The sequence below is a fragment of the Streptomyces carpinensis genome (assembly GCF_002154505.1).
Classification (GTDB): Bacteria; Actinomycetota; Actinomycetes; order Streptomycetales; family Streptomycetaceae; genus Streptomyces; species Streptomyces carpinensis.
In genome coordinates, this window is record NZ_MUBM01000417.1 from 1 (window position 1) to 25,833 (window position 25,833).

Here is a 25,833-nt window from a genome sequence, read left to right on the forward strand (position 1 = left end):
AGGCCCTGTCGTCAAATTCCCGCCTGCCCGGCGGCGTCTGGCACGCACTCCCCCACTGCCGTAAGGGCGTGCGGGGACGCCCAGCGGCGTTGCCGAACCGACAGCACGTCTAGGCCCGCTCGCGGTGGCTGGTGTCGCACCACGGGTAGCGGCGGCTGCGGCGGCAGGTGCACAGGGCGACACGGAACCGGTCGGAGAACACCTTGGTGCCGTCCTCCAGCTCCACCTCGACCGGACCGTCGACGAGGATCGGACCACGTCGCTGCATCGTCACCCGGCGAGGGGGCTCGGGGTGCGGGTCGCCCCGCGGGCTGTCAGAGGGGACGTTCGGCACGGATGACCACCAGCTCTTCCCTCGCGTCGGCCGCGTTCAGCAGCCCGCGCTCACGCAGCCAGCCCTGCCTGGACCGCAGCACCGGGCCGAAGGGGATCCAGCGGCGGCGCACCACGGCGGCCTTCAGGCCCGCCGCGCGCAGCAGGTGCAGGCTGTGGCCGGGGCCGCTGAGCGCGGACTGGACGAGCAGCAGCACGCCGCCGGGCCGCAGCAGCGCGGGCGCGTCCCGGCAGATCCGGTCCAGCACCAGACGCCCGTCGCGCCCGGCGTCCCAGGAGCGGGACCTGCCGTGCGGCGTGCGCCGGGCGTCGGGTGCCGGCATGTACGGCGGATTGGCCAGGATGGCGTCGAAGGTCCGGCCGCGCACGGGACCGAAGAGGTTCCCCTGGAGGGCGCGGAGCGGGAGCCTTGCCAGCCAGGCGTTGAGGCGGGCCGTCCACACCGCCCGCCAGGACACGTCGACCGCCGTCACCTCGGCACCGCGCCGCGCGGCCGCCAGTGCCAGCGCGCCGCTCCCGGTGCCCACGTCGAGGACCTGTGCGCCCGGCCGGAGCGGCTCGTCGGACAGGACCTCGATCAGCAGCGCGGTGTCGTCCTGCGGGGCGTAGACACCCGGAAATACTCGTTCACTCACGCACCGCGTGTACCCCGGTGCTCACGACATATGGGCTGTCTCCGCCGCATCGAGCGGGGCGCGCAGCGACGACCGGCCCGCCCGCCAGTCGGCCAGCAGCCGGCCGCCGAAGCGGTCCTCGAGGTGTCCCGTCGCGTCGATGCCGAAGGCGACGTCCGGCGCCAGGTGCGGCTCCTCGTCGAGCAGTCCGGCGATCACCTCGTGGCGGACGACCTGTTCGTGCACCGCGTCGGCCTCGACGTGTTCGTCGTAGAAGAACTCGGCGGCCGGACCGGCACCCGTGCGGCGCATCGCCTCGGCCAGCCGCCGGGAACCGGGGGAGGAGGTGATCTCGACCGCGGCGAAGTGGCCCACCAGTGCGCCGCGCAGCTCGCGGTGCAGACCGAACAGGGACATGAGGTTCACGGTGGCCAGGGCCTCGGCCGAGGCCGCGTCCAGATAGCGGCCGTACGCCGTGTCCAGGCCCAGGTCCGTCATCAGGTCGGCGAAGAGGCGGGCGTGCACTCGGTCGGCCCGCCCGCCGCCGTACTCGTCGAACTCCACTGCGGCCATGGCCGCCTTGGCACGGCCCCACAGCCGGGGCAGCACCCAGGCGTGCGGGTCCGCCTCCTTGAGGTGGTACAGGGAGCGCTGGGCGGCGTACTCGCGCAGCTGCCACAGCTCGCCCTCGTCCCGGAGGTAGTGCGAGACGCCCGTGCCCCGGACCGGCTCCACGAGCAGCCCGGCGAGCGCGTCGTCGAGGCTGCCGTGCCCGGGGGTGTCGGCGCGCAGGGTCGCGAGGAAGCGCTGCTCCATCGCCGCGCGCACGCGCAGCAGACCCGGGTCCCACTCGAGGTGGGGGGCGACGTCCGCGAAGCCGCGGTAGTGCAGCTCGTAGCACAGGTACAGGGCGAGCTGGAGATCGTCGCCGTACGCCAGCGCGCCGGCGGCGTCCTCGGGGCGAGGCAGCGGGCCGGTGTCCCGCAGGTACGCCGTCAGGGCCGCGGAGACCGGCCCCCGCGCGGGCGGCAGCTCGGGCCCTCGGTGATCGTGATCCATGTGACGCGGGTACCCGCGCGGTGCCCGGCCATCCACCGGGCGATCCGTGCCGGGCGCCGCGTCCACGGGCGCTCAGTTCCTCTCGGCCTCCCCGTGAGCCTCGGCTTCCCCCTGGGCCTCCTCCTGGGCCCGCTCGTTCGGGGTGATCGTCTCCGCGGCCTCGCCCCGGTGGCGCCGTTCCCGGGAGTCGTCGACGTCGGTCTCGGCGTTCTCGATCTCGTGCAGGATCTCACCGGTGGCGGTGTCCGGATGCTCCCGGCGCCGCCCGCTGTCGTTCCGGCTCATGGCCCTCTCCTTTCTCTTCGCCTCTCTTCGCTCCCGTAGCGGTGCTCGGCGGCCTCTCTCCCGTCTCAGTTCCCGGCGGTCGCGATGCGCAGCGGTGCGGGTACCCGGGGCGCGGTCTCCTCGTGGACCCGGGAGACCTCCGCCCACCAGGACGGTCCGTCCTCGATGTGCCGCAGCAGCACTCCCTCGCGGATCGCCCAGGGGCAGACGGTGACCGACTTCAGGCCGGTCAGCTTCATCGCCGTGTGCCCGACGACCGCGCCGGCCAGGCTCTGCGCGGCGCGCGGCGCGGAGATGCCGGGCAGCTCGGCGCGCTCGGCGGCGGGCAGGGCGGCCAGCCGGTCGATCGCCCGGCGCAGCGCCGCGCGGTGCAACTGCCGTTCCACGAACGGGCCGTGCCGCCCGGGCGCGGCCCCGCACAGGCGCCCCAGCTGCTGGAACGTGCGGGAGGTGACCACCGCGGTGCGCGGCCCCTCCCAGCGGATGCGGGCGGCCACGTCCCGCAGCTGGTGCCGGACCCTGCGCCGCAGCTCCTTCAGCTGCTCGGGGGACGGCGGATCGGCGTCCGGGAAGAACTCGTGGGTCAGCCGTCCGGCGCCGAGCGGCAGCGAGGCCACGAAGTCGGGCAACCGGCCCCGCCCGAAAGCCACTTCGAGCGAGCCGCCGCCGATGTCGAGCAGCGCCAGGGGCCCGGACCGCCAGCCCATCCAGCGCCGCGCCCCGAGGAAGGTCAGCTCGGCCTCCACCTCGCCCGGCAGCGTGCACAGCGCGACTCCGGTGCGCGCCCGGACGGTGCGCAGCACGCGCAGCCGGTTCGGGGCGCCGCGCACCACGGCGGTCGCGAAGGCCAGCGGTTCGGCCGCGCCCCACCGGGCCGCGGTCGCGCTCGCCTCGCCGACCGCCTGGACTAGCCGCTCCACCGCCTCGTCCGCTATGTCCTCCCCGGGTGTGACCTGCTCCGACAGCCGCAGGCGCCACTTGGCGGTGTGCACCGGCAGCGGTACCCCGCCCTGCGCGTCCGCCACCACCAGCCGGACGGTGTTCGACCCCACATCCACCACGCTGATTCGCATGGGCCGGTGGGTACCCCGCAGCGGGATCGTGTACGCCTTCGGTGGAGGTAGCGGCGCATGAACGGCGGGGAAACGACGCGGAAACGGCCGATCCTCCGGCCCCGGGTGTGTATGCCTTGACTGGAATATAACCGTGAAGGCATATTAGGTCTCGTGTCCGATGCCGTTCTCTGGTCCGCACTCGCCGACCCCCACCGGCGTGCCATCGTCGCCCTGCTCCTCGAGCGGCCGCGGTCGGTCGGTGAGATCGTCCAGGCGTGCAGGCTGAGCCAGCCGAGCACCTCCAAGCATCTGCGGGTGCTGCGCGACGCGGGCCTGGTGCGGGTGCGGCAGGACGCTCAGCGCCGGGTCTACGCCCTCGACCCGGCCCCGATGGCGGCGCTGGACGCCTGGCTCGCCCCCTACCGCAGGCTCTGGAACGAGAGCCTCGACGCGCTGGGCCGTCGCCTCGACGCCGTACCGGAAGACACCGAGGAACCCCCTCCGCAAGCCCAGAAGGACTGATCCCCATGTCCGCCGACCTCACCGGCACCTATCTGACGCTCGACGACGGCCGCCCCGCCGTCCGCTTCAGCCGCACCTACGACCACCCCGTGGAGCGCGTCTGGCACTTCGTCACCGACCCGGGCGAACTCGCCCAGTGGTTCCCGTTCCGGGCGCAGATGGACCTGCGCCCCGGCGGCACCATCACGTTCAGCGGCGAGAAGGGTGCGGAGGACTTCACGGGCACCGTGCTCGCCGTCGGCCCGCCCCGGCACCTGTCGTTCGGGTGGGGCGGCGACGAACTCCACTTCGACCTCGAACGGCTCGACGACAAGCGCACCCGTTTCACGCTCACCAACGTCCTGGCCGCCGAGAACACCGCCGCCCGCAACGGAGCCGGGTGGGAGGTGTGCCTGGCCGCCCTGGACGCGCTGGCGCGCGGCGAGCGCTTCGAGGGCCCGCACGCCGGGGTCAGCGCCCCCTGGCAGGGGTTCTACGACGGCTACGTCGCGGCCGGATTCCCCTCCGGGGCGGTGATCCCCGGAGGGGACCGACCGTCCGGAGACTGACCGGAGGGGACGGCCGGCAGTTGAGGGGGCGGTCCGCCCGGGCGGCTGCAGGAGCCCGCGCCGACCGGCGCGGACCTCACGCCAGTTGGCGCCGCACCAGCTCGTGCAGCCGGCCGCCGGTGTCCGCGAGCAGTTCGGCGGGCGGGCCCTGCTGGATGACCCGGCCCTCCTCCATGACGACCACCCGGTCGGCGTCCAGCACCGTGGACAGGCGGTGCGCGATGACCACACGCGTGGCGTTCAGCTTGCGGGTGCTCTCGATCACGGTGCGCTGGGTGTCGTTGTCCAGGGCGCTGGTCGCCTCGTCGAAGAAGAGGATGCGGGGACGCCGCACCAGCGCCTGGGCGATCATCAGCCGTTGCCGCTGTCCGCCCGAGACCGCGCCACCGCCCGAGACGATGGTGTGCAGACCCATGGGCATCCGCCTGATGTCCTCGGCCAGCCCCGCCATCTCCGCCGCCGCCATCGCCTCCTCCGGCGAGCAGGGCTCGGTGCCGCGGATGACGTCCAGGATCGAGCCGTTGAACGGCTGGGCGTGCTGCAGCACCACCCCGCACTGCCGGCGCACCGCGGACTGGTCGAGCGCCGCCAGATCCTGACCGTCGTACAGCACACTGCCCGACAGCGGCCGGTCGAAGCCGATCAGCAGCCGCAGCAGCGTCGACTTGCCGCAGCCGCTGGGCCCGACGATCGCCACGAACTCGCCGGGCCGCATCTGGAACGACACGTCGTCCAGGACCAGCGGGCCGTCGTCGGCGTACCGGAACGACAGCCGCCGCGCCTCGATCGCCCCGGACAGCGGTCCCGGCCGGGTGCTCGCCGTGCGCACCTCCGGTGCTGCGTCCAGCACCGGCCGGATCTCCTCGAACAGCGGCAGCGCGGCCACCGCCGAGACGAACGCGCCGGTCAGCTGGGTGACCGAGGTCAGCACCATCGTCACCGAGGTGTTGAAGGTGAGGAAGGCCGCCGCCGACATCGAGCCGCGCGCCGGACCGGCCAGCAGCATGAACATCAGCAGGGTGCACACCGGCAGGTACACCGCGCCGAGCACCGTGGTGAGGTTCTTGATCCGGCCCACCTTCTGCTGCAGCTCGCGGCTGTCCGCGAACCGGTCGGCCCAGGCCGCGTACGCGTAGTTCTCGGCCGCCGCCACCCGCAGTTTCGGCAGCCCGCGCAGGGTCTGGAAGGCCTGGTTGTTCAGCTTGTTGGTGAGCACCACCAGCCGCCGCTGCCAGCGCACCTGCCACAGGCCGAGCCCCAGGAACACGGCCGCGATCACGACGAGCATGCCGATCGCCGCCAGCGCCATCGAGGCGCTGTACCAGAACAGCAGCGCCAGGTTCATCACGCCCACGGTCACCGACTGGGCGACGACCGGCCCGACCCCCGCCAGCAGCCTGCGGATGGCGCTGATCCCCATGGCGGCACTCGCCAGCTCGCCGGTGGAGCGCTCGGTGAAGAACTTCGTCGGCAGGCGCAGCAGCCGGTCCCACACGGCCGGTTGGAGGGTCGCCTCGATACGTCCCTCCAGCCGCAGGATGGTCAGGTTCTCCAGGAGCATGAAGGCCGCCGCCACCAGGCCGCTGACCATCACCGCCAGACACACCTGCGCGATCGGCCCCTGCTCGGCCCGCGGCACGTACTGGCCGAGCACCTTGCCGGTCGCGATCGGCACCAGCGCCCCGATCGCGACCGTCACCAGCCCGCTGACCAGCAGGTTCAGCAGGTCACCGCGAGTGCCGCCGAGGCTGAAGCGGAGCAGCCCGACGAGGCCGAGCCGGCGGTCGGGCAGCGGCCGGTAGAACATCACGGCACGTGGTTCGAACTCCTGTGCGTTCGCCTTCTCGATCGGCGTCTCCCGCCCGGTCGCGGGGTGCACGGCGACGTAGCCGCCGCGCCGCCACAGCAGCGCGACCGGCGCGCCCGACAGCGCCCGGTGGCCCACCAGCGGGCCGACGTTCTCCCGCCACCAGGCGCCCCGCAGACGTACGGCCCTGGTGCGCACCCGGGAGGCCAGGGCGACCCGCTCCACCGGGTCGAGCCGGTCGCTGCCGGTACCGGGCTGCGGCGCCGCGGCCAGCGAGATGCCGGCGGCGCGCGCGACCAGCGCGCAGGCCGCGTACGTGGCATCCGCGTCGGCCGCCGTGGCGCGCTTGGCCGAGGACCGCCCGATGGACGCCAGCAGCGTCCGGTCGGCCTGGGCACGGACCGCCTCACCGGCCTTGATGCCCGCCGCCGTCCGGGTCTCGTGGCTGCGCTCCAGCTCCTCGATCCAGCGGTCCAGCGAGGTCAGCAGCCGGTACTGCTGGTCCACCATGCTCTGCCACAGGGCGGGGTCCATCAGCAGGTCGGCCGCCGCCTCGGCGCCGTACAGCGACCCGTACTGCACACTGCCCGGCGGCACCTGCATCCAGAACACGTCGTCGTCGGCGGGCGCCGCGGACCGGTCCTCGGCCATCGGCGCCTGGAACAGCACCGACAGGCTGCGTCCCACGCCGAGCGCGAGGGCGTACTCCAGGGGGCTGGTCGTCGGCGGCACGTACTGGGGGTTGCCGTACTCGTCGTACGACCAGGTCTGGGTGCCCGCCGGCTGGTACAGCTCGCGCAGCCCGATGCGGTGCACCACGCAGTCGCGCAACGGGCGCGCGACCAGGGTGTGCTGAGGGCCCGCGACCGGACCCAGCAGCAGCGAGCCCGCCTCCAGCCGGCCCAGGTGGTGCCAGTGGCCCTGCTGCGCCGCGTCCACCGCGAACAGGTCCACCGCACCGGACGCGACCAGCCACAGCACCTGCGGCCCTTCCAGATCGAGCCGGGTCAGACCGGTGCAGTCGACCGGCGTGCCCAGGGAGGCGAGCGCACCGAGTACGAGATCGCCTTCGCCGACGGTTGTCATCTCACCGCTCCCTGACCAGTGCCGCGTACGCGCCGCCACGCGCCACCAGTTCCTCGTGCCGCCCGCGCTCGACGACCGTGCCGTGCTGGAGTACGACGATCTCGTCGCTGTCGCGCACGGTGGACAGCCGGTGCGCGATCACCACGCAGGCGCAGCCGCGCCGCCGCAGGTTGTCCATGACGACCTGCTCGGTCTCGGCGTCCAGCGCGCTCGTCACCTCGTCGAGGACGAGGATGCTGGGCTGGCGCACCAGCGCCCGCGCGATCTCGAGACGTTGCCGCTGCCCGCCGGAGAAGTTCCGGCCGTCCTGCTCGACCGGGCTGTGGATGCCGCCTGGCCGGCGCACCACGACGTCGTACAGGGCGGCGTCGCGCAGCGCCTCCACCACGGCGTCGTCCGGGATCGACGGATCCCACAGGGCCACGTTGTCGCGGACGGTGCCCTCGAAGAGGAACACGTCCTGGTCGACGAAGGACACGGAGGCGGCCAGGGCGCCCCGGGGGATGTCCTCCAGCCGCTGCCCGTCGATGCGGATCACGCCCTCCCAGGGTGTGTACAGGCCCGAGATCAGCCGGGAGACCGTCGACTTGCCGCTGCCCGAGCCGCCGACCAGCGCCACCTGCTGCCCCGGGCCGACGGTCAGGTCGAAGCCGGTCAGCAGCGGCTTGTCCAGCGGGCTGTAGCCGAAGCTGATGTTCTGCAACTCGACATGGCCGTGCAGCCGGCGGGTGGAGTCGCCCGTGCCGGGACGGGCGTAGAGCGGGTCCGCCCGGAAGTTCTCGACATCCTTGAGGCGGGCCACGTCGGCCGCGAAGTCCTGGATGCGTCCCGCCACACCGTTGAGGCGGGTCAGCGGCGCGGTGAACCGGGTCACCAGCGCCTGGAAGGCGACCAGCAGGCCGACCGAGATGTGGCCCTCGATGGCCCGCATGCCGCCGATCCACAGGATCAGCGCGCTGTTGAGCGTCGCCAGCGTCGGCGCGACCACGCCCAGCCAGGCGCTCGGCACCCCCAGCCGCTGCTGCTCCTCCAGCGTGGTGGCGTGCTGCCCGGCCCAGGTGCGGAAGTAGCCGTCCTCGCCGCCGGTCGCCTTCATCGTCTCGATGAGCTGGAGCCCGGTGTAGGCGGTGTTGGTCAGCCGCGCCGTGTCAGCGCGCAGCTTCGCCGTCCGCGTCGCGCGCAGCCGTATGACCACCCGCATCGCCACGATGTTGAGCAGCGCCACACCGATGCCGACGAACGTCAGCTGCGGGTCGTAGGTGTAGAGCAGCACCGCGTAGAGCACCACGACCACCGCGTCGACGCCCGCCGCCGCGAGGTCGCGGGCCAGCGTCTCGGCGACCTGGTCGTTGGACTGCAGCCGCTGCACCAGGTCGGCCGGGCTGCGCTGGGCGAAGAACGTCACCGGCAGCCGCAGCAGATGGCGCAGGAAGCGGGCGCCGGCGAGGGTGGAGGAGATCACCCGGCCGTGCAGCAGGTTGGCCTGCTGGAGCCAGGTCAGCACCAGCGTGAGCAGCACGCACGCGCCCATCGACGCGAACAGCACGCCCAGCAGCGACGTCTGCCCGCCGATGAGGTAGGTGTCGATGTAGGTGCGGCTGAGCGCGGGCACCGCCGCACCGACCACGACCAGCAGCAGGCTCGCCAGCATCGCCGCCGGCAGGGCGCCCGCGGTGCCCCGCAGCCGGGCCGGCATGGCGCCCAGGATGCCGGGCCTGCGCCCGCCCCGGGTGAAGCCCTCACCCGGCTCCAGCACCAGCACCACGCCGGTGAAGCTGGTGTCGAAGTCCTCCATGGGGACGAAACGGCGGCCCTTCGCGGGGTCGTTGACGTACACCCCGCGCCGGCCCAGGCGGCGGCCGATGCCGTCGTAGACGACGTAGTGGTTGAACTCCCAGAAGAGGATGGCCGGCGCCTTCACCTCGGCGAGGGCGGCGGTGTCCATCTGCATGCCCTTGGCCGTCAGGCCGTAACTCCGGGCCGCCTTCAGCAGGTTGCTGGCGCGCGAGCCGTCGCGGGAGACACCGCAGGCGATGCGCAGCTCCTCCAGCGGGACATGGCGGCCGTAGTGGCCGAGCACCATGGCGAGCGAGGCGGCTCCGCACTCCACGGCCTCCATCTGGAGCACCGTGGGTGTACGGACGGCCCGGCCCCGTCCCTTGGGAACCGGGCGCTTGGGCGGGGCCGCGCGCCGGCGGCCGCGGGTCTCGGGAGCGGTGGTGGTCACGGCAGCAGCCAATCGACGGGGCGCTGGTCGGCCAGGCGGATCGAGGCCGTGGCCAGGGTCATGGAGTCGAGGCGGAACGGTGGGCCGTCCGCGGACGACCACCGGTAGCCGCTCTTGGTCGTGGACGACGTGTCGAGCCGGACCAGCACGGCGACCGGGCGCCCCTTCCTGGTGAACTGCTCGCCCAGCTGGCTGTCCCCGAGGAAGGCGGCGATCTGCTGGGCCGACTGCGCCGAGCGGTCCACCGACTTCACATGGCCGCGCAGCACACCGTAGCGCTGGGCAGGCACGGAGGACACGGTCAGGTCGACGGCGGCCTCGGCGGGGACGGAGGCGGCGTTCTGGGCGGGGACGTACACGGTGGCGTACAGCGGGTCCGAGGCGTGGGCCACCTTCTCGACGGCGGCGACGTTCGCGCCGGTGGAGATGATCTGCCCGATGGTGGCGGCGAGTGCGGTGATCCGGCCCGCGGCGACGGTACGGACGACCGACTCGCCCTGAGCCGTCCGCACCTTCAGGACGGGCGAGTTCGCGGGCAGGCGCCGCCCCTCCTCGGCGAGCACCGCGGTGACCTGACCGGCGACCGGGCTCTGCAGGACGTAGCTGCCCTGCCCATGGGTGAGGACGGCCTGCGCGGAGACCGTGGAGGCCACGGATCCGGTCACGGCCCAGATGCAGGCGGCGGCCATCGCGACCAGCGTGACGGAGAGCACGAGCCAGCCCTGCGGGCGGGCGAGCCGGACCGGGAGGTCGAGCTCTTCGGGCGACTGCAGCTTGGCGAGGGCCTGTTGGCGGAACTGCACGGAACCTTCCCTCACCTGGGGAGAGATGTCACGGGGAGCTTCAGGACGTCCGAGAGCCCCGGAACCGCGGACGGCTCCGGGACTCAGCGGTGACGCGGTGCGATCAGAGACCGGCGACCAGGTTGGCGACCGGGGCGACGTTCAGGCCGGTCACACCCTCGACGGTGCCGATGGCCGTGTCGGCCAGGCCGCTCACCGGGGCAATGCCGTCCACCAGGCCGGTGGCGGTGCCGAGAGCGTTCACGGCCAGGCCGCCGGAGACGTTGTCGAGCTCGGCGTCGGAGATCTCGACGGTCTCAACCTGGGGGGTGGAGTTCATGTTGGAACTTCCCTTCCTATGGGGGTTTTCACAAAAGGGGGAAAGCGGCCCATCTGGGGACAGATGGACGGCCGCGACCGCGGGTGCCGGGCGCCGGCTTTCTCAGCGCCCGGCGAGCCCCCGCGGTGCGTTGGATCAAAGCACGGTGCCAGCTGCGGATTCCACTCAACCAGGCCCCCCACCTGGGAACTTGTCGCTCCTTCAAACGTATCCGTGCACGTTCGGGCACGAGTTGTCGGCGACTTCTTCACATGGCCCACGGCATCGGCCCGTCCAGACTCTTGCCTATGGGGCGACGAATCCGGCACTCCGGGCCAAAGGCATCTTCGGCGATGCGCGGTTGTGCAGATCCGCCGTACACGGTGACTCCGTTGGGCATTCGCTGTGCAGATTCGCTGAAGCCAGGATTCCGGTCTTGATCCATGGCGGTTCGTCGACGGAACGTTGTCGATCGATTGCTTGGCGTGTCCGTCCGCGACGCCGCCCGTGGTCCCCCGGCGCGTGCGTCTTGCCCCGCCGCGCCCGGCGGCCGGTCGCCGATTCCGCGCGTCGTGGCGCCAGTTGGCGAACGGAATTGAACGTGCCGCCCGAGTCGTGCGTACCAACAGCCATCCAGGCGCCCCCCAACGCACTGCCGGACGGCGGCACGGCCCCGTCCCCAGGAGGTCGAGAAGTTTGAGTCACAAGCGAATTCCGAAGCGCAAGGCCGCGATAGCGGCGGGCGGCGTGGTGGCGCTCGGCGCGGCGGCGATGCTGCTCCCGAACGCGAACGCCTCCCAGGACGGCGCGGCGGACGGGGCCACACCGAGGACCCTCAAGGCGACGGACGCGTCGGACCTCGCCGCACAGCTGGCCACGTCGCTCGGCGCCGCCTTCGCCGGCTCCTACTACGACAGCGCCAGGCAGCAGTTGGTCGTGAACGTGGTCGGCGGCGACGACAACGTGTTCGCCCAGGCGGAGAAGGCGGGCGCGGCCGTCCGTCGGGTCGGCAACACCGTCGCAAGTCTCCAGTCGGCCGCGCGGACCCTCAAGGCCAGGGCCACCATCCCCGGCACCTCATGGGCCGTCGACCCGAGGACGAACAAGGTCGTGGTCACCGCCGACCGAACCGTCACCGGCGCCAGGTGGAACAGACTCCGGTCCACCGTCCAGGGCCTCGGCTCCGCGACGGCGACCCTGAGGAAGTCCGCCGGCACCTTCAAGACCTTCGCCGCCGGCGGCGACGCCATCTTCGCCCAGGCGCAGGGCGGCACCGTCCGCTGCTCCCTCGGCTTCAACGTCACGGCGAGCGACGGCAGTCCCGCCTTCCTGACCGCGGGTCACTGCGGTGTCGCGGCCAAGCAGTGGGCCGACTCGCAGAACGGGCAGCCGGTCGCCACGGTGGACCAGGCCACCTTCCCGGGCAACGACTTCTCCCTGGTCAAGTACGACGACCCGAACACCCGGGCCCCGAGCGAGGTCGACGTCGGCAACGGGCAGACCGTCCAGATCACCCAGGCCGCCGACGCCACGGTCGGAGAGACCGTCTTCCGCGTGGGCAGCACCACCGGCCTGCACAACGGGGCCGTCACCGGTCTCGACGCCACCGTCAACTTCCAGAGCGAGACCGACCCGAACGGCGTCGACACCGTCAACGGCCTCATCCAGACGGACGTCTGCGCCGAGCCGGGGGACAGCGGGGGCTCGCTGTTCACCCAGGACGGCAGCGCGGTCGGCCTGACCTCGGGCGGCAGCGGCGACTGCACCCAGGGTGGCGAGACCTTCTTCCAGCCGGTCACCGCGGCGCTGCAGGCGACCGGCGCGACGCTAGGCGCCGGCGGCGGGAACGGCGCGGGCGCGGGCGGCAACGGCGGCGGTGCGGCCGGGAACGGCACCGGCGCCGGGGACCCGCAGCCCGGCGGCGACCAGTCCGGCGCCGGCTCCGGGACCGCCACCGCGCCCGTCGACCCGTCGGGCACCGGGGCCGGCTCCGGCGCGGCCGACGGCTCCGGCGCGGCCGAGGGCCGGGGGGCGGCACAGAGCCACTGACCGGCGCTCCGGCGGTTCCCACCGGTCAGTGGATCGGTCCGGCCCTCCGGCGGAACGGCCGGACCGAACCCTTGTGTCACCGGGCGGTGCGGCCGGTGTCCCGGGGGTGCCCACCGGCCGTCGTCGTCCGGCGGCTCCCGGCCCCACGCCCGTCCACCCCGGCCTCAGCGGTCCCCCCGCGCCCGCAGCAACAGCACCGCCACGTCGTCGACCCGCTCCCCGACCACCGTCGACCGCTGCACCAGGCAGTCGGCCAGCTCGCCCAGTGGCACGTCCCCGACCTCGCCGAACCGTTGTCCCAGCTCGACGAGCGCGTCCTCGATGTCCACACCGGGCGACTCGACGAGTCCGTCGGTGTAGAGGGCGAGCACCGAGCCGGGGGCGAGGTCGACACGTGTGGTCGGATACGTGGCGGCCGGGTCGATGCCCAGCAGCGGGCCGCCGGCCAGGTCGAGCACGCGCACCCTTCCGTCCGGCCGTCTCAGCAGGGGCGGGGGGTGCCCCGCCCGGGACATCACGGCGGAGCTGTCGGCCGGATCGAGCCGCAGGTACAGGCAGCTGGCGAACAGCTCGACCCCGAGGTCGATCAGCAGCCGGTTGGTGCTCCGCATGACCTCCTGCGGCTCCTGACCGACCGTCGTGTAGGCCCGTACGGCGGTGCGCAGCTGGCCCATCAGCCCGGCGGCGGTCACGTTGTGGCCCTGCACGTCCCCGATCACGGCGGCGGCCGTCGGCCGGGTCGGCACCAGGTCGTAGAAGTCGCCGCCGATCTCCATGCCCTGGGTGGCCGGCAGATAGCGGGCCGCCGCGTCGAAACCCGGCAGCCGCGGCAGCGAGCGCGGCAGCAGCGCCTGCTGAAGACCGTGGGCGAGCCGGTGCTTGGCGTCGTAGAGCCGGGCCCGCTCCAGCGCCTGCGCGATCAGCCCGCCCAGGCTCGTCAGCACGGCGCGCTCGTCCGCGGGGAAAGGGTGCGGCTCGGTGTAGGCCAGCACGCAGGTGCCCACCGGGCGCCCGGACGCGATGAGCGGCAGATACGCCCAGGCGGCGAAGCCGTCACGGACCGCGTACCGGCTCGGATACAGCCGCTCCAGCTGCTGCCGGGAGTCGAAGAACGCGGGCGCCCCGGTGGACAGCACCCGCGTGCTCGGGGTCGGAGCGGAAAGCGGAGTCCCGTGGAACTGTTCGACGGCCCGCGCGTCCCGGTAGCCGCGGTGCCCCAGCACGTGCAGCCGCCCGGACTCGGAACCGAGGATCATCAGGGCCTGGCTGCCGACGGCCGGGACGATCTCGTCGGCGACGAGCTGCACCACGTCCTGCACGCCCACCGCCTCGGTCAGCGCCCCGGCCAGCCCCAGGACCTGCGAGATCGTCACCAGACTGGACGGCGAGGAGCCCTCGCCGGGCGGGGGCGCGCCGCGGCCGAGCTCCGCCACCGCCCGGGCCCGGCTGATCCGGACGCTCAGCCCGGTGGTGCTCGGATACATACGGAACGACAGCCAGTCCCCGGGCGGGCGCAGCGCCACGAAGGACGTGACGTGCTGGCTGAGCAGCGAGCCCCGGTAGCGGTCCTCGTACATCGGGTCGTTCAGCCAGGGCACCGACGCCCACAGCCGGGTGCCGAGCAGCTCGCCGGCGGGCAGGCCGAGCAGACCGGCCGCGGCGGCGTTGGCGAAGGACACCCGGCCGTGCAGATCGAGCGAGACAAGCCCGTACGGCAGGCGCTGCACCATCCGGGCGGCCTCGACCGAGCCCAGGGTCCCGGCCGCCCCGCCGGCCGGCGGGGCGGCGAGCAGATCCGGCTCAGGGAGCACCGGCCGGCGCTCGACCGCCGACCGTTCCAGACGCAGCGCCAGCCGGTCGCAGGCGGCGGTCAGATGCTCCCGCTCCCAGTCGGCCAGCACCGGTGGGTGTGCGGCCGGCCAGGTCACGAAGACGGCGCCGTACACGGCGGACCCGGTCGCCAGGGGCAGCGCGGCGAGCGCGAACGGATAGGGGAGGACCACGGCGATCCGCGGGAAGCGGCGGGCCATCTCCTCCTCCCCGCCGACCCAGACCAGCCGTCGCTCACGCACCGCCTGGGCGACCGGGATCGGCGCGCTCAGACCGACCCGCTCCCAGGGCGCGGCGAACGCGCGGGGCATGCCGGCCATCACCGCCATCTCCAGCACCGGCTGGTCGGGCGCGAGCAGATACACGGCCCCGGAGTGCGCGTGCACCTCGTCCAACATGGCGGCCAGCGCCAGGGACAGCAGCGGTCTGTCGACGCCTCCGGTCCCGGCCGGCGGTGGCTGTCCGGACGTCCGTTGCTCGGACACGCCGAGCACCTCCTCGCACACGCACGGCCGTGCGACGGGTCCCCCGGATCAAGGCTCTCTCCTGGAGGCCCGGCGCGCACGGCGAGCGCCGCTCGCGGGGCCGGCGGGGCGGACGCGGCCCGTGAGGCCGGTGATACCGGCCGTCCGGCACCGGGGCGGCCGACGCCCGGCGGACCCGGAGTCCGACCGGCTGGACGTACCGTCACAGGGGCTGCGCGGGCAGGCGATACGCGCTGTAATGTCCAACGTGGTCAGTGAGGGCGCTACGGCACGCAGAACGAGGACTTCGCGTGCCGAACTTGCCCTCCGGACGGTAACCGCCGCCACGGCCGCCGGCGACCGGCCCCGCCGCGTCCTGGAACAGGCCCTGGTCTTCACCTCGGCCGCCTTCGTCGGCGTCTACACCCGCGCCGAGTCCGGTGACGCGCTGTGCCTGTCGGAGTCCGTCGGCGTCCCGAGGACGCTGTACGGACTGCGTGACGCCTACCCCCTGACCGGGCGGTTCCCGTTGGCCCGCGCGCGCCGCAGCGGGCAGGCCCTGTGGCTCGGGCCCGATGAGCTCGCCGACTGCGCCGACGCCCGGCGGATGCCCGCGGGCGACCTTTTCATGGCGGCGCTGCCGCTGCCCGGCGACGGGGGCGGCTGTCTGCTCGCGGTCACCGAGAGCCCCGGCGGCTTCGACAGCGAGGACCGCGAGTGCCTCGAACTGGTCGCCGAGGCCGTCGCGTTCCCCGCGCCGATCGAGACGGCGCACGGCGAGGAGCTGCCGCCGGACGCGTTCAGCCTCGCCATGGACACCGGGCGGGTCGAGGTCGGCGACGACCTCCTGACCCTGTTCGGCATCGGCCGCGCCGACTTCGACGGCAAGGTCGAGACGCTGCTCGCGCTGACCGTGCCGGAGGATCTGCCGGCCCTGATGTCCGTGGTCGAGGCCGATCACATGTCCATCGGCGAGCGGGAGCTGGAGTTCCGCGTGCTGCAGCCCGACGGGCCACCCAGATGGCTGCGGCTGCGTGGCCGGCTGCTGCCCGGCGGCGAGGGCCGCCCGGCCCGCCTGGTCGGCACCGTCGCCGACGCCTCCACCCTGCGCCCGGGCGTCACCGACGTGGCCCGCGTCCAGCGGCTCGCCGCCGCCCTGGCGACCGCGGGCACCGTCCGGGACGTCAGCCAGGCCGTGGTCGCCGCGCTGCGCAAGCCGCTGCGGGCCGACCGGATCGCGCTCGCCGAGCTGGAGAACGACCGGCTGGTCGTCACCGTCCTCGACCCGCCCGAACCGGAGGCCTGGCCCGAACTGTGGCGCCTGGAGTGGCGCACCGAGTGGCCGGACGCGCCGGTGCGGGCCATGCCCACCCTGGCCGCCGCCCTCAGCGACGGCCGCCCCCAGATCTGGCCCGCCGGGACCGCCCTGGAGCCCGCCCTCGCCGAGGTCGGCCCCGGCGGGCTCGCGGTGCTGCCGCTGCCCGCGGCCGGCCGGATGGCCGGCGCCTGCCTGATCGGCTGGGACTCCCCGCACGACTTCGGCCCCGACGAACGCGCCCTGCTCACCGCCTCGGCCGGTCTGGCCGGCCAGGCCCTGATGCGCGCCCACGCCTTCGACGCCGAGCACGAACTCGTCGGCATGCTCCAACGGACCCTGCTGCCCCGCCGGCTGCCGAAACTGCCCGGCGCGGAGGCCGTGGCCCGCTATCTGCCCGCGACGGCCGGCCTGGAGGTCGGCGGCGACTGGTACGACGTGATCCCGCTGCCCGACAACCACGTCGCCCTCGTCATCGGCGACGTCCAGGGGCACAGCGCGGGCGCGGCCACCCTGATGGGGCAGATGCGCACCGCGCTGCGCGCCTACGCCGCCGAGGGCCACCCGCCGGACGTGGTCGTCTCGCACGCCAACCGGCTCCTGCTGGACATGGAGACCGACCTGTTCGCCACCTGCGCCTACGTCGACCTCGACATGGAGGCCGGCTCGGCCTGGTGCGTACGCGCCGGGCACCTGCCCCCGGTGCTGCGTCATCCGGACGGCAGCGTCGAGATCGCGGAGGCGGAGGGCGGGCCGCCCCTCGGAGTGCTCACCCAGGCGGACTTCCCGATGACCCCGCTGCGGCTCCAGCCCGGCACGGTGCTCGCCCTGACCACGGACGGCCTCGTGGAGTCCCCCGACGCGGACATCGACGACGGCATGGCCCGGCTCGCCGACGGCCTGGCCGCCGCCGACCCCGGCCACCTCGGGCTGGTCGCCGACGCCCTGCTGACCGACGTCGGCCGCAACGACGACATCGCCCTGCTGCTGGTGCGCTACGACGGCCTGGCCGTGCACCCGCTCAGGGAGACCTGGACCGTGTGGCGGGTGCCCGAGGCCGTCCGGCACGCCCGCCGGTTCACCCGGCGCACCCTGCGCTCCTGGGGCGTGGCCGCCGACGCCGACACCGCCCTCCTCGTCGTCTCCGAACTGGTCACCAACGCCCTCGTCCACACCGGCGGCCAGGTCCGCCTGGACCTCACCCTCGTCCACGACCGGCTGCGCATCGCGGTCGCCGACACCTCGCCGCGCACGCCCGTCAAACCGACGAGCATCGGCTGGGAGGCCACCGGCGGCCGCGGCATCGTCCTCGTCGAGGCCGTCTCGGCCACCTGGGGAACCCTGCCGGTCAGCGGCGGCAAGCAAGTGTGGAGCGAGCTCGTCCTGGAAGAGCGACCGGTGCCGGAGCAGTGACCCCGGGAAGCGACCGGCCCTGGGACAGCACGGGGACGGCGGACCCGAACGGACCCGCCACACGGGTGTGCCGCGCCCGGACACGGCAGGTCTCAGCCGCCGCGCACCCGTGCGGTGCTTAGGGTCCTGGGGTGTGTCACACACCTTCGAAGAGCTTGTGGCGAAACAGCGCGCGGCCGACGAGGCGCACACCCGGGTCGAGCAACTGAGGCAGAACTACGGGCCGCCCGCGCAGGAGCGGTGGACCGGCATGCAGAGCGAGACGTACGAGACGGCCTGGCGCGCCTGGCGCGACCTCGCCCGTGACCTGCAGGCCGCCCTGAACGAGTACGCGAGCGACGAGGGAAGGCCCCGCACCGAGATCGAGGCCGACGTGGAACGGGCCGCGCGGTCGGCCGAGGAGGGCGACGGCACCGGTCCGCACGGGCTGTGATCGGCGGTCCGGCCCGCCGGCCACGTATCCGCCGGCCGGGGGCGGGTACACGGCCGCCATGGACACCATCGGGTACGAAGCAGCCGCCGCGAGCTCGACCTTCGGGGCCGTCGTCATCGTGGTCGGCGGTCTGGTCCTCGTCGGAGTGCTGATATGGGCAGTCCGGCTCGGGATCAGAGTGAAGCAGCGCGAACCGAGGACCCCCCGGGGTGGCGAGCACCCGACCCTGCCGGATTCCGGGCCCGTCCACGAGACCCGGCAGCGACGCGAACCGGACGAGGTTCCGCGCGCCGAGGAGACGGGCCGCCGCCTGACCCCGCACGAGCTCGGGTCCACCGGCAGCAGGCGCAGCGGGGACCAGACCCGCCCGCGCTGGGACCGGGGCTCCAGTGGCTCCTTCGGCAGCGGGGGTCCTGGCGGCACGTGAACCGCAGGGACCGGACCCGCGGGGCCACCGGACCCGCGGGGTCGGTCGGGCCGCGGGCCGCACCCGCGGGGTCGGTCGGGCCGTGGGTTTGCCCCCGGCACACCCGGGGACCCGGTTTTTCCAGGCCCGCGGGGTCGCCGATCGCCGATCGAACCACCGGACGGGCCGGGACAGGACCGGACAGGACCGGACGCAGAAGGAAGATGAGGCGTCGTGACCGCGCACACCACTGACAAACCCCAAGCCCACCGTCCCCAGACGGGCTGGGCCGAGGCCCGCCGGCAGCGGGAGAACGGCGTGCGCACCTGTCTGCCCGCGGTCGACGATCGCGGCGGCTCGCGGTCGGACCGCCACGGCGCCGACTGGAACATCGTGCGGGGCGAGGACTGATCCGTCCGCCCGCAACCAGTCCTCGCCCCGCCACCCGGTCTCGTCAGCCGTGGGTCTTGGCCAGCAGTTCCAGGACCTCGGCGGTGGTGCCCGTCTCGCCCAGGCGCGGGAAGATCCGGGTCACGCTGTTGTGGTGGCCGTCCGCGTCCAGGTCGCTCATGGCGTCGGTGGCCAGCGTGACGTGGTAGCCGTGCTCATGGGCGGCTCGCGCGGTGGACTCCACACCGATGCTGGTCGCGATGCCCGTCAGCACGATCTGCGTCACCCCGCGGCGGCGCAGCTGCACGTCGAGGTCGGTGCCGTGGAAGGCGCCCCAGTTGTGCTTGGTGACGGTGACGTCGCCGCGGCCGGCCAGTTCGGGCACGATCACGTCCCAGCCCTCAGGGCGCTGCCCTCCGGCGTGCGCGCTCTCGGTGCGGCCGGGCGGTACGTCCGCGAAGTCGGGGGAGAAGGAGACGCGGACCAGCACGACGGGCAGGTCACGGGCGCGGAAGGCGTCGGCGAGCTCCACGGTGCGCGCGAGCACCTCGGCGCCGGAGTGGGGCGCGGTCGGTGCGCCGACGATGCCGGCCTGGAGGTCGATCACGACGAGGGCCGTGCGCGGGTCGAGGGCGGTGAGTGCCATGGGGTTCAGGCCTTTCGGGTCTTACGGGGGGCGAGTTGTGCGAGTGATCGGTCGGCCGGCGCGCTCGCCAGGAGCAGCACCGATCCGGCGATCATGAAAAGGGCCAGGCCGTGCAGCCCGGCCGTGTCGGCGCGGTGCGGGAAGAACCCCGCGGTGGCGGCGGAGGCGCCCAGTGCGCCGAGGTACATGAAGGTGCGCAGCAGCCCGGCGACCGAGGCGATCCGCGCCGGATCGGCCTGCCGGAAGAGCGCGTTCTGATTGGCGAGGCCGATCAGCCCCTGCGGGACGCCCATCACGACGCCCGCGGCGAGCAGCAGCCAAACCGGGCTGCCGGAGCCGACCAGCAGCAGGACGGCGCAGGCGGCGACCTGGACGGCGGCACCCACGACGAGTTTCGCCCGTACGGCCTCGCGACGCCCGGTCAGCACGGAGACGGTGAGCGCGGCGGCCGACAGCGGAAGCAGCACCAGCCCGGCCGTGGAGGCGCTGAGGCCCCGGCCTTCCTCAAGCCACTGTGTGTAGCCGTACATGAAGGCGTAGGACGTGGTGTAGCCGAGCAGCTGACGCACGTACGTGGCCAGCAGCGGGACATTGCCGCCCAGCACCCGCAGGTCCACGAAGGGCTGCTGGGCCCGCAGCTCCCGTACCGCGAACGCGGCGCCGGTCGCGGCGGCGAGCAGCGGCAGGTACCAGTGGTCCGCCCGCGGTGCCATCAGGAACAGCATGAGCGACACGAGCGTGCCGGCGAACAGCACCATGCCGGGCAGGTCCAGGTCGCCGCGCGGGTGTGCGGTGCGCCGCTCCCTCGGCAGCCGCAGGGCGCCGAGGACCAGGCAGGCGGCGGACAGCGGTATGTTGACCGTGAACACGGCGCGCCAGCCGCCGCCTGCGATCAGCAGGCCGCCGAGCGCCGGGCCGACCACGGCCACCGTCTGGTTGGCCACGGCCAGCGCCGTCAGCACACCCGTCGGGCTGTCCTGTCCGGTCCGCTCGGCCTCGCGGCGCGTGAGCTGCATGGCCGCCGGGTACGCCGCCGAGGTTCCCAGGCCCAGCAGGACCCGCGCGCCGATCAGCGCGCCCAGCGTCGGGGCGAGTGCGCCGAGCAGGCCGGCCACTCCGACCAGGGCAGTACCCACGAGGTAGAGCCGGCGGGGCCCGTACATGTCCACGAGCCGTCCGACGACGGGCTGGCCGACCGCGGTCGCCAGGTAGAGCGCCGAGACCAGCCAGACCGTCCGGGCCGGCGGTGTCCCGAAGGCGGTACCGATCGGGACGAGGGCCACCGCGATCATCGAGGAGTTGATCGGGTTGAGGACCGACCCCAGGATCATGGGGGCGATCAGCCGGCGGTCGAAGGCGTCGGGGGCCGGCCGCGCGGTGCGGCGGCCGGCGCGCGGTCCGCTGCCGTCGCCGGTGGAGCCGGTGGTGTCTGCCGTGCCGGTGGTGTGCTGGGGGTCGCCGGGGGTGCGGGCGAGCCTCCCCGTCACGACTGCGTCAGCCGTTCCAGCAGCGCGAACGCCGTGAGGAGCGTCTGCCGTTCGTCCTCGGTGTACCGGTCCTCCAGGGCCCGGGTCAGCCACTCCGCGCGGACCTGCCGGTTGCCCTCGATGCGCTCGCGGCCGCTGTCGGTGAGGGTGACGAGCTGGCGCCGGCCGTCGTCGGGGTCGGGGCTGCGCCGGATGAGTCCGGACTGTTCGAGGGCGGCGAGCGTGGCGGCCATCGACTGCGGCCGGACCCCCTCGGCGGCGGCCAGGGCGCTGGCCGTGGCGGCCCCGTGCTTGCCGACCAGGGTGAGCGCCGACACCTGGGAGGGCGTGAGGTCCTCGTCCTGCGCGACCTCCCGGATCCGGCGCCGCAGCCGGCTGAACACCACCCGCAGGTCGCGCGCGGCCAGGGCGGCGGATGCGGAGACGCCCTCGGGCACCTCGGTGTTCTTCGGATCCATGTCGTTCACCGTAGAACCATCAGACGAGACTGTCCAGTCTGACCTGAACAGTTATCCTGGAGATCATTCTCGCCGGGCGTGCGCCCGGCGGTCCCGCAGTACGCTGACCGGGTGCGCCTGCTCCTGACAGCGGACACCCATCTCCCCAAGCGCGCCAAAGAGCTGCCCGGGCCGTTCCTGGACGAGCTCCCGCGCGCCGACGTCGTCCTGCACGCCGGGGACTGGGTCGACACCGCCACCCTGGACCTGCTGGAGAGCCGCAGCCGCCGGCTGATCGGCGTGTACGGCAACAACGACGGCCCCGAGCTGCGCGCCCGCCTGCCCGAGGTGGCCCAGGCCGAGCTGGGCGGCCTGCGGTTCGGCGTCGTCCACGAGACCGGGGCGGCCGAGGGGCGCGAGGCCCGCTGCGCCGGCCGCTTCCCCGACCTCGACGTGCTGGTCTTCGGACACAGCCACATCCCCTGGGACACCACCGCCCCCTCCGGGCTGCGCCTGCTCAACCCCGGTTCGCCGACCGACCGCCGCCGCCAGCCCCACTGCACCTACATGACGGCCACCGTCTCCGACGGCCGCCTCACGGAGGTGGAGCTGCACCGGCTGCCACGGCGCTGAGGTCCGACGAGACGCGGCCCGTCCCGCACGCCGGTCGGGCACGGGGGTCGATGCCGGTCCGGACGGGGGAATGACCGACCGGAGGGCATGGAGTCCCGATCGGGGGATCGGGAGCGTGAACACGGACCGGGAGGGTGCCGGAGCCGGGCACAAGGAGGGCGGCCCGATCGCGGGCCGCCCCGGGGTCACTCTTCCCTTTCTCGTTTCCGACTTCTCGGCGAGATCCGGGCCGCTCCGTGCGCGGAAGCTGCCCGGGAGCTGCGAATATGCGCTCTCACGGACCTCCTTCCAGCGAGGATGTGCCGCACATGTGCTGCAGAGGCGTGCATGCCTCATCCATTGTGGCCCGCCTACCCCTGATGACGGAACCCCAACCATCGAATCCGCAAACCCGAAAAATTCGCGAACTCGCAGACCACAGGGGTAACAAGGGCCGGTCAGGCCCACATCCGCCCCACTAGGCGCAGGCGGTGTCAGCGGCGCCTCAGCCGTCGCACAGCCACGACGAGCAGCGCCACCAGGCCGGCGGCTCCGGCCGCCACCGCCACGCGCTTGGCGACCGGCAACCCGGCGGCGCGCAGCAGGTCGAGCGGTTCCGGCTCCTCGCGGCCCGCCGCGGGCTCGGCGTGGCCTGCCGCCGCCGGAGCCGCGCCCTCCTCCGGGGGACGACCGGCGGGTCGTGCGGCTGCGGGCTCCGCGGGAGCCTCCGGTGCCTCCCCGGCGAGCCGCTGGGCCAGACAGTCCGCGAACTGCCCCACCAGCCGGTCGCCGACCTCCGCGAGGACTCCGCGCCCGAACTGCGCCGGGCGGCCGGTGACCGTCAGATCGGTCCGCACCGACACCGCCGTGGAGCCGTCGCGCTCCTCCAGCGTGCCGGTGACGGTGGCCCGCGCCGTGCCCTGCCCGCGCGTCTCCCGGCCGCTCGCCACGAGCACCATGCGGCGGCCCGCCTCGTCCTGCTCCTCGAAGACCGCCGTGCCCTTGTACGTCACGGTGATCGGGCCCAGCTTCACCTTGACCGAACCGGTCACCGTCTTGCCGTCGTACTCCTCCACGGCCGCCCCCGGCAGGCAGGGTGCGACGCGCTCGATGTCGAGCAGCGCCCGCCAGGCGTCGTCGACCGGGACGGGCACCGTGAACGCGTGGTTCAGTTCCATGACTTCCTCCTCGTTCAGGCGGAACCGGTCGCGTGGATGGCTCCGACGGTCGCGGTCAGGGGCGCCCCGGTGCCGCCCCAGCGCAGAGAGATGATCTCGGCCGCGACGGACACGGCCACCTCCTCCGGGGTGCGGGCGCCGAGGTCGAGACCGACCGGAGAGCGCAGCCGCGCCAGCTCGTCCGCTGTCAGACCGGCATCGATCAGCCGCTCCATCCGCTCGTGATGGGTGCGGCGGCTGCCCATCGCACCGATGTACGCCGCCGGCCGGCGCAGCGCCTCCTCCAGCAGCGGCACGTCGAACTTCGGATCGTGGGTGAGCACGCAGATCACCGTGCGCTCGTCGGTGTCCGTGGCGTGCAGATAGCGGTGCGGCCAGTCCACGACGACCTCCACGGCCTGAGGGAACCGCTTCGGCGTGGCGAAGACCGGGCGGGCGTCGCACACCGTGACCCGGTAGCCCAGGAAGGCACCGATCCGGGCCACCGCGGCGGCGTAGTCGATCGCGCCGAACACCAGCATCCGCGGCGGGGGCGCGAAGGAGTGCAGGAACACCGTGACGGCGTCCTCGCGCCGCTCGCCGCGGGCCCCGTAGTGCCTCAGCCCCGTCGCACCGAGGGCGAGTTCGCCGCGGGCGTCCGCGGTGACCGCCACGTCCAGTCCGCGCGCGCCCAGTGTTCCGGCCACCGTCCCGGGCCATACGGCGAGCGTCGCCCCGGTCGGCGCGGGCCCGTCGACCACGGTCGCCATGGTCACCGGCTCGCCGGCGGCGACCGAGGTGGCGACCGCGCCGAAGACGGCGTCCGACTCCGGTGTCACGGGCCTGACCAGCACACTGATCTCGCCCCCGCAGGTGAGCCCGACGGCGAACGCGTCCTCGTCGCTGTAGCCGAAGGTCGCAACGCGCGCCTCGCCGCTCGCCACGACCTCCTGGGCCAGCTCGAAGACCGCGCCCTCCACACACCCCCCGGACACGCTGCCCACCACCTCGTCGTCCGGCCCGACGGCCATCGCCGCGCCGGGCTCGCGCGGCGCGCTGCGGCTGACCGCGACGACCGTGGCGAGCCCGAAGGGCACCCGCGCCGCGTACCAGCGCTCGAGCACCGGAAGGATGTCACGCACGCTCCGCTCCTCTCCTGCGGTCCTCTTCCACGGTCCTACGGGCCCTGCGAGGCCGCTCCTGCGAAGGTCCTCCTGGTCCTTCCGCACGGTACGGCGGTTCCGTCCCGGTCGCGCCGAGCCGGCCGCCGCCGTGTCTGCCGCTCCCCGCCGTCGCCCCGCCGTCGTACCGATGGCCGCTCGGCCCCCGTCGTCGCGGTGGCGCTCACGGCGGGCGCTCCGTCCCGCCGGTGCCGGCGTCCGCGCCCCGCACCACCGCCGCCAGCCGCTCCAGTGCGGCGAGGCTGTGGCCCTCGACGAAGGCGTCCACGCTGGGCAGGGCCGCCGCCATCCCCGCGGCGAGCGGGGCGTAGCCGGGTCGGGCCTTGCGGGGGTTGGCCCAGATCACCCGGTGCGCCAGCCGGTGCAGGCGGGCCATCTGGGCGGCGAGCAGCCGCGGGTCGCCCCGCTCCCAGCCGTCGGACAGCAGCACCACCACGGCGCCGCGCGCCATGCCCCGCTGTCCCCACCGGTCGAGGAACTCCCGCAGCAGTTCTCCCAGGCGGGTGCCGCCGCGCCAGTCGGGCACGGCCTCGGCGACCGCGGCCATCGCCAGGTCGGGGTCCCGGTGGGAGAGCTCCCGCGTCACCCGGGTCAGCCGGGTGCCGATGGTGAACACCTCCGTGCGCCGTCCCCGGGCCGCCGCGTGCGCGAACCGCAGAAGCGCCTCGGCGTACGGCGCCATGGAGCCGCTGACGTCCACGAGCAGCACCACCCGCCGGGGCCGTTCCACGCGCGCGTGCCTCCGCAGCAGCGCGGGCTCGCCGCCCCGCCGCAGCATCTCCCGCACGGTGCGGTGCGGATCGACGGCACCGCGCCGGGCCGGCCGCCGCCGCGCGCTGCGCCGCGACTGCCCGCGCAGCGCGAACGCGGCCAGCAGCCGGCGCACCTGCGCGCGTTCGGCCGGGTCCAGCTCCGCCACGTCGCGGTGGCGCAGCACCTCGGCCGGGCTGGCGAGGGAGGCGACGGGCGGGCCCTGCGGCTCGTCGTCCGGGCCGCGGGCGCGCGATCCGACGGGCGTCTCCCGCACCACCGCGCGGAGCCGGGGCCGGGGAGCGGTCCGTACCGTCCGGGCCGGGGCACCGCCGGCACCGTGGCCGAAGTACGCGCCGAACACCCGCTCGTAGCGTTCCAGGTCGTCGCGATCCCCGCACAGCGTCAGCCGCCCCGCCCAGTACACGTCCGACCGCGCGCCGGGCCGCAGCACGTCCAGCGCCCGCAGGAAGGCATGCACCCGCTCGGCGCTCACCCCGACCCCGGCCGCGCGCAGCGCCCGCGCGAAGCCGAGCAGCACGGCGTCGGCGCCGGGCGGCCCGCCGCCGCGTCCGCCACCATGGCCGGTGGCGCCGGTGCCACCGGCCGTGCCGCCGGTGCCGGTC

24 protein-coding genes are annotated in these 25,833 nt (G+C 74.0%); 8 read left to right on the forward strand and 16 right to left on the reverse strand.

Annotated elements, in window-relative coordinates; genetic code table 11:
* Positions 1 to 109: 109 nt before the first annotated feature.
* From BZY54_RS41255 to BZY54_RS41275, 5 genes are all read right to left on the reverse strand, one after another.
* Positions 110 to 334: a CDGSH iron-sulfur domain-containing protein gene (locus BZY54_RS41255; protein ID WP_425276370.1), complete on the reverse strand. Its 225-nt coding sequence runs from the start codon at positions 332 to 334 to the stop codon at positions 110 to 112.
* On the reverse strand, positions 315 to 968 hold the full coding sequence (locus BZY54_RS41260; protein ID WP_086730498.1) for a HemK2/MTQ2 family protein methyltransferase: 654 nt from the start codon (positions 966 to 968) through the stop codon (positions 315 to 317). The genes BZY54_RS41255 and BZY54_RS41260 overlap by 20 nt, the downstream gene beginning before the upstream one ends.
* A 21-nt stretch (positions 969 to 989) precedes the next feature.
* Positions 990 to 2,006, reverse strand: a complete 1,017-nt coding sequence (locus BZY54_RS41265; RefSeq protein ID WP_086730499.1) for an iron-containing redox enzyme family protein — start codon at positions 2,004 to 2,006, stop codon at positions 990 to 992.
* 72 nt (positions 2,007 to 2,078) lie between these two features.
* Positions 2,079 to 2,291, reverse strand: a complete 213-nt coding sequence (locus BZY54_RS41270; RefSeq protein ID WP_086730500.1) for a hypothetical protein — start codon at positions 2,289 to 2,291, stop codon at positions 2,079 to 2,081.
* A 65-nt stretch (positions 2,292 to 2,356) separates the two neighbouring features.
* The gene (locus BZY54_RS41275) at positions 2,357 to 3,364 is read right to left on the reverse strand and encodes a Ppx/GppA family phosphatase (protein WP_086730501.1); all 1,008 of its coding nucleotides are present in this window, start codon (positions 3,362 to 3,364) and stop codon (positions 2,357 to 2,359) included.
* Between the two features lie 153 nt (positions 3,365 to 3,517).
* On the opposite strand from BZY54_RS41275, the gene BZY54_RS41280 reads away from it, so the two are divergent.
* On the forward strand, positions 3,518 to 3,868 hold the full coding sequence (locus BZY54_RS41280) for an ArsR/SmtB family transcription factor (protein WP_086730502.1): 351 nt from the start codon (positions 3,518 to 3,520) through the stop codon (positions 3,866 to 3,868).
* A gap of 5 nt (positions 3,869 to 3,873) precedes the next feature.
* Positions 3,874 to 4,416 carry an SRPBCC family protein gene (locus BZY54_RS41285; RefSeq protein ID WP_086730503.1) on the forward strand — a complete coding sequence of 181 codons (543 nt, stop codon included), beginning with the start codon at positions 3,874 to 3,876 and terminating at the stop codon, positions 4,414 to 4,416.
* Positions 4,417 to 4,492: 76 nt separating this feature from the next.
* Here the strand turns inward: BZY54_RS41285 and BZY54_RS41290 are convergent, their stop codons facing one another.
* From BZY54_RS41290 to BZY54_RS41305, 4 genes are all read right to left on the reverse strand, one after another.
* Positions 4,493 to 7,309 carry an NHLP bacteriocin export ABC transporter permease/ATPase subunit gene (locus BZY54_RS41290; RefSeq protein ID WP_086730504.1) on the reverse strand — a complete coding sequence of 939 codons (2,817 nt, stop codon included), beginning with the start codon at positions 7,307 to 7,309 and terminating at the stop codon, positions 4,493 to 4,495.
* A 1-nt stretch (position 7,310) separates the two neighbouring features.
* A complete protein-coding gene (locus tag BZY54_RS41295) occupies positions 7,311 to 9,536 on the reverse strand; it encodes an NHLP family bacteriocin export ABC transporter peptidase/permease/ATPase subunit (RefSeq protein WP_107419955.1) in 2,226 nt (741 codons plus the stop codon).
* Positions 9,533 to 10,339, reverse strand: coding sequence for an HlyD family efflux transporter periplasmic adaptor subunit (locus BZY54_RS41300; RefSeq protein WP_086730506.1), 807 nt, complete (start codon positions 10,337 to 10,339; stop codon positions 9,533 to 9,535). Before BZY54_RS41300 ends, BZY54_RS41295 begins: the two co-directional genes overlap by 4 nt.
* A 103-nt stretch (positions 10,340 to 10,442) precedes the next feature.
* The gene (locus BZY54_RS41305) at positions 10,443 to 10,658 is read right to left on the reverse strand and encodes a type A2 lantipeptide (protein WP_086730507.1); all 216 of its coding nucleotides are present in this window, start codon (positions 10,656 to 10,658) and stop codon (positions 10,443 to 10,445) included.
* A gap of 675 nt (positions 10,659 to 11,333) precedes the next feature.
* Here BZY54_RS41305 and BZY54_RS41310 point away from each other — a divergent pair.
* Positions 11,334 to 12,686, forward strand: coding sequence for a S1 family peptidase (locus BZY54_RS41310; protein WP_244217590.1), 1,353 nt, complete (start codon positions 11,334 to 11,336; stop codon positions 12,684 to 12,686).
* A 164-nt stretch (positions 12,687 to 12,850) separates the two neighbouring features.
* Here BZY54_RS41310 and BZY54_RS41315 read toward each other — a convergent pair whose 3' ends face one another.
* Positions 12,851 to 15,010: a PP2C family protein-serine/threonine phosphatase gene (locus BZY54_RS41315; RefSeq protein WP_086730508.1), complete on the reverse strand. Its 2,160-nt coding sequence runs from the start codon at positions 15,008 to 15,010 to the stop codon at positions 12,851 to 12,853.
* A gap of 229 nt (positions 15,011 to 15,239) precedes the next feature.
* On the opposite strand from BZY54_RS41315, the gene BZY54_RS41320 reads away from it, so the two are divergent.
* The 4 genes from BZY54_RS41320 to BZY54_RS51910 all read left to right on the forward strand — a co-directional run bounded on the left by BZY54_RS41320 (position 15,240) and on the right by BZY54_RS51910 (position 18,958).
* A complete protein-coding gene (locus tag BZY54_RS41320) occupies positions 15,240 to 17,708 on the forward strand; it encodes a SpoIIE family protein phosphatase (RefSeq protein ID WP_086730509.1) in 2,469 nt (822 codons plus the stop codon).
* Between the two features lie 133 nt (positions 17,709 to 17,841).
* Positions 17,842 to 18,141 (forward strand): hypothetical protein, encoded by a 300-nt coding sequence (locus BZY54_RS41325; RefSeq protein ID WP_086730510.1) that lies wholly within the window; start codon positions 17,842 to 17,844, stop codon positions 18,139 to 18,141.
* A 58-nt stretch (positions 18,142 to 18,199) separates the two neighbouring features.
* Positions 18,200 to 18,568 (forward strand): DUF6479 family protein, encoded by a 369-nt coding sequence (locus tag BZY54_RS41330; RefSeq protein WP_086730511.1) that lies wholly within the window; start codon positions 18,200 to 18,202, stop codon positions 18,566 to 18,568.
* Positions 18,569 to 18,781: 213 nt separating this feature from the next.
* Positions 18,782 to 18,958, forward strand: a complete 177-nt coding sequence (locus BZY54_RS51910) for a hypothetical protein (RefSeq protein ID WP_086730512.1) — start codon at positions 18,782 to 18,784, stop codon at positions 18,956 to 18,958.
* 43 nt (positions 18,959 to 19,001) lie between these two features.
* Here BZY54_RS51910 and BZY54_RS41340 read toward each other — a convergent pair whose 3' ends face one another.
* The 3 genes from BZY54_RS41340 to BZY54_RS41350 all read right to left on the reverse strand — a co-directional run bounded on the left by BZY54_RS41340 (position 19,002) and on the right by BZY54_RS41350 (position 21,528).
* On the reverse strand, positions 19,002 to 19,583 hold the full coding sequence (locus BZY54_RS41340; RefSeq protein WP_086730513.1) for a hydrolase: 582 nt from the start codon (positions 19,581 to 19,583) through the stop codon (positions 19,002 to 19,004).
* A 5-nt stretch (positions 19,584 to 19,588) separates the two neighbouring features.
* The gene (locus tag BZY54_RS41345) at positions 19,589 to 20,926 is read right to left on the reverse strand and encodes an MFS transporter (protein ID WP_244217591.1); all 1,338 of its coding nucleotides are present in this window, start codon (positions 20,924 to 20,926) and stop codon (positions 19,589 to 19,591) included.
* 140 nt (positions 20,927 to 21,066) lie between these two features.
* Positions 21,067 to 21,528, reverse strand: a complete 462-nt coding sequence (locus BZY54_RS41350; RefSeq protein WP_086730518.1) for a MarR family winged helix-turn-helix transcriptional regulator — start codon at positions 21,526 to 21,528, stop codon at positions 21,067 to 21,069.
* Positions 21,529 to 21,639: 111 nt separating this feature from the next.
* Between BZY54_RS41350 and BZY54_RS41355 the strand changes: the two genes are divergently transcribed.
* Positions 21,640 to 22,140 (forward strand): metallophosphoesterase family protein, encoded by a 501-nt coding sequence (locus BZY54_RS41355; RefSeq protein WP_086730520.1) that lies wholly within the window; start codon positions 21,640 to 21,642, stop codon positions 22,138 to 22,140.
* A 473-nt stretch (positions 22,141 to 22,613) separates the two neighbouring features.
* Here the strand turns inward: BZY54_RS41355 and BZY54_RS41360 are convergent, their stop codons facing one another.
* The 3 genes from BZY54_RS41360 to BZY54_RS41370 all read right to left on the reverse strand — a co-directional run bounded on the left by BZY54_RS41360 (position 22,614) and on the right by BZY54_RS41370 (position 25,748).
* Positions 22,614 to 23,297 (reverse strand): SRPBCC family protein, encoded by a 684-nt coding sequence (locus BZY54_RS41360; protein ID WP_086730514.1) that lies wholly within the window; start codon positions 23,295 to 23,297, stop codon positions 22,614 to 22,616.
* A gap of 14 nt (positions 23,298 to 23,311) precedes the next feature.
* Positions 23,312 to 24,418 (reverse strand): XdhC family protein, encoded by a 1,107-nt coding sequence (locus BZY54_RS41365; RefSeq protein WP_086730515.1) that lies wholly within the window; start codon positions 24,416 to 24,418, stop codon positions 23,312 to 23,314.
* 202 nt (positions 24,419 to 24,620) lie between these two features.
* Positions 24,621 to 25,748: a vWA domain-containing protein gene (locus BZY54_RS41370; protein WP_086730521.1), complete on the reverse strand. Its 1,128-nt coding sequence runs from the start codon at positions 25,746 to 25,748 to the stop codon at positions 24,621 to 24,623.
* Positions 25,749 to 25,833: the final 85 nt, after the last annotated feature.

What these genes read in the sequence shown, in the direction of transcription:
- BZY54_RS41350 (WP_086730518.1), bottom strand. Translation starts at nt 21,528, where the DNA reads ATGGATCCGAAGAACACCGAGGTGCCCGAGGGCGTCTCCGCATCCGCC.
- BZY54_RS41330 (WP_086730511.1), top strand. Translation starts at nt 18,200, where the DNA reads ATGGACACCATCGGGTACGAAGCAGCCGCCGCGAGCTCGACCTTCGGG.
- BZY54_RS41340 (WP_086730513.1), bottom strand. Translation starts at nt 19,583, where the DNA reads ATGGCACTCACCGCCCTCGACCCGCGCACGGCCCTCGTCGTGATCGAC.
- BZY54_RS41360 (WP_086730514.1), bottom strand. Translation starts at nt 23,297, where the DNA reads ATGGAACTGAACCACGCGTTCACGGTGCCCGTCCCGGTCGACGACGCC.
- BZY54_RS41285 (WP_086730503.1), top strand. Translation starts at nt 3,874, where the DNA reads ATGTCCGCCGACCTCACCGGCACCTATCTGACGCTCGACGACGGCCGC.
- BZY54_RS41290 (WP_086730504.1), bottom strand. Translation starts at nt 7,309, where the DNA reads ATGACAACCGTCGGCGAAGGCGATCTCGTACTCGGTGCGCTCGCCTCC.
- BZY54_RS41275 (WP_086730501.1), bottom strand. Translation starts at nt 3,364, where the DNA reads ATGCGAATCAGCGTGGTGGATGTGGGGTCGAACACCGTCCGGCTGGTG.
- BZY54_RS41320 (WP_086730509.1), top strand. Translation starts at nt 15,240, where the DNA reads ATGTCCAACGTGGTCAGTGAGGGCGCTACGGCACGCAGAACGAGGACT.
- BZY54_RS41270 (WP_086730500.1), bottom strand. Translation starts at nt 2,291, where the DNA reads ATGAGCCGGAACGACAGCGGGCGGCGCCGGGAGCATCCGGACACCGCC.
- BZY54_RS41305 (WP_086730507.1), bottom strand. Translation starts at nt 10,658, where the DNA reads ATGAACTCCACCCCCCAGGTTGAGACCGTCGAGATCTCCGACGCCGAG.
- BZY54_RS41265 (WP_086730499.1), bottom strand. Translation starts at nt 2,006, where the DNA reads ATGGATCACGATCACCGAGGGCCCGAGCTGCCGCCCGCGCGGGGGCCG.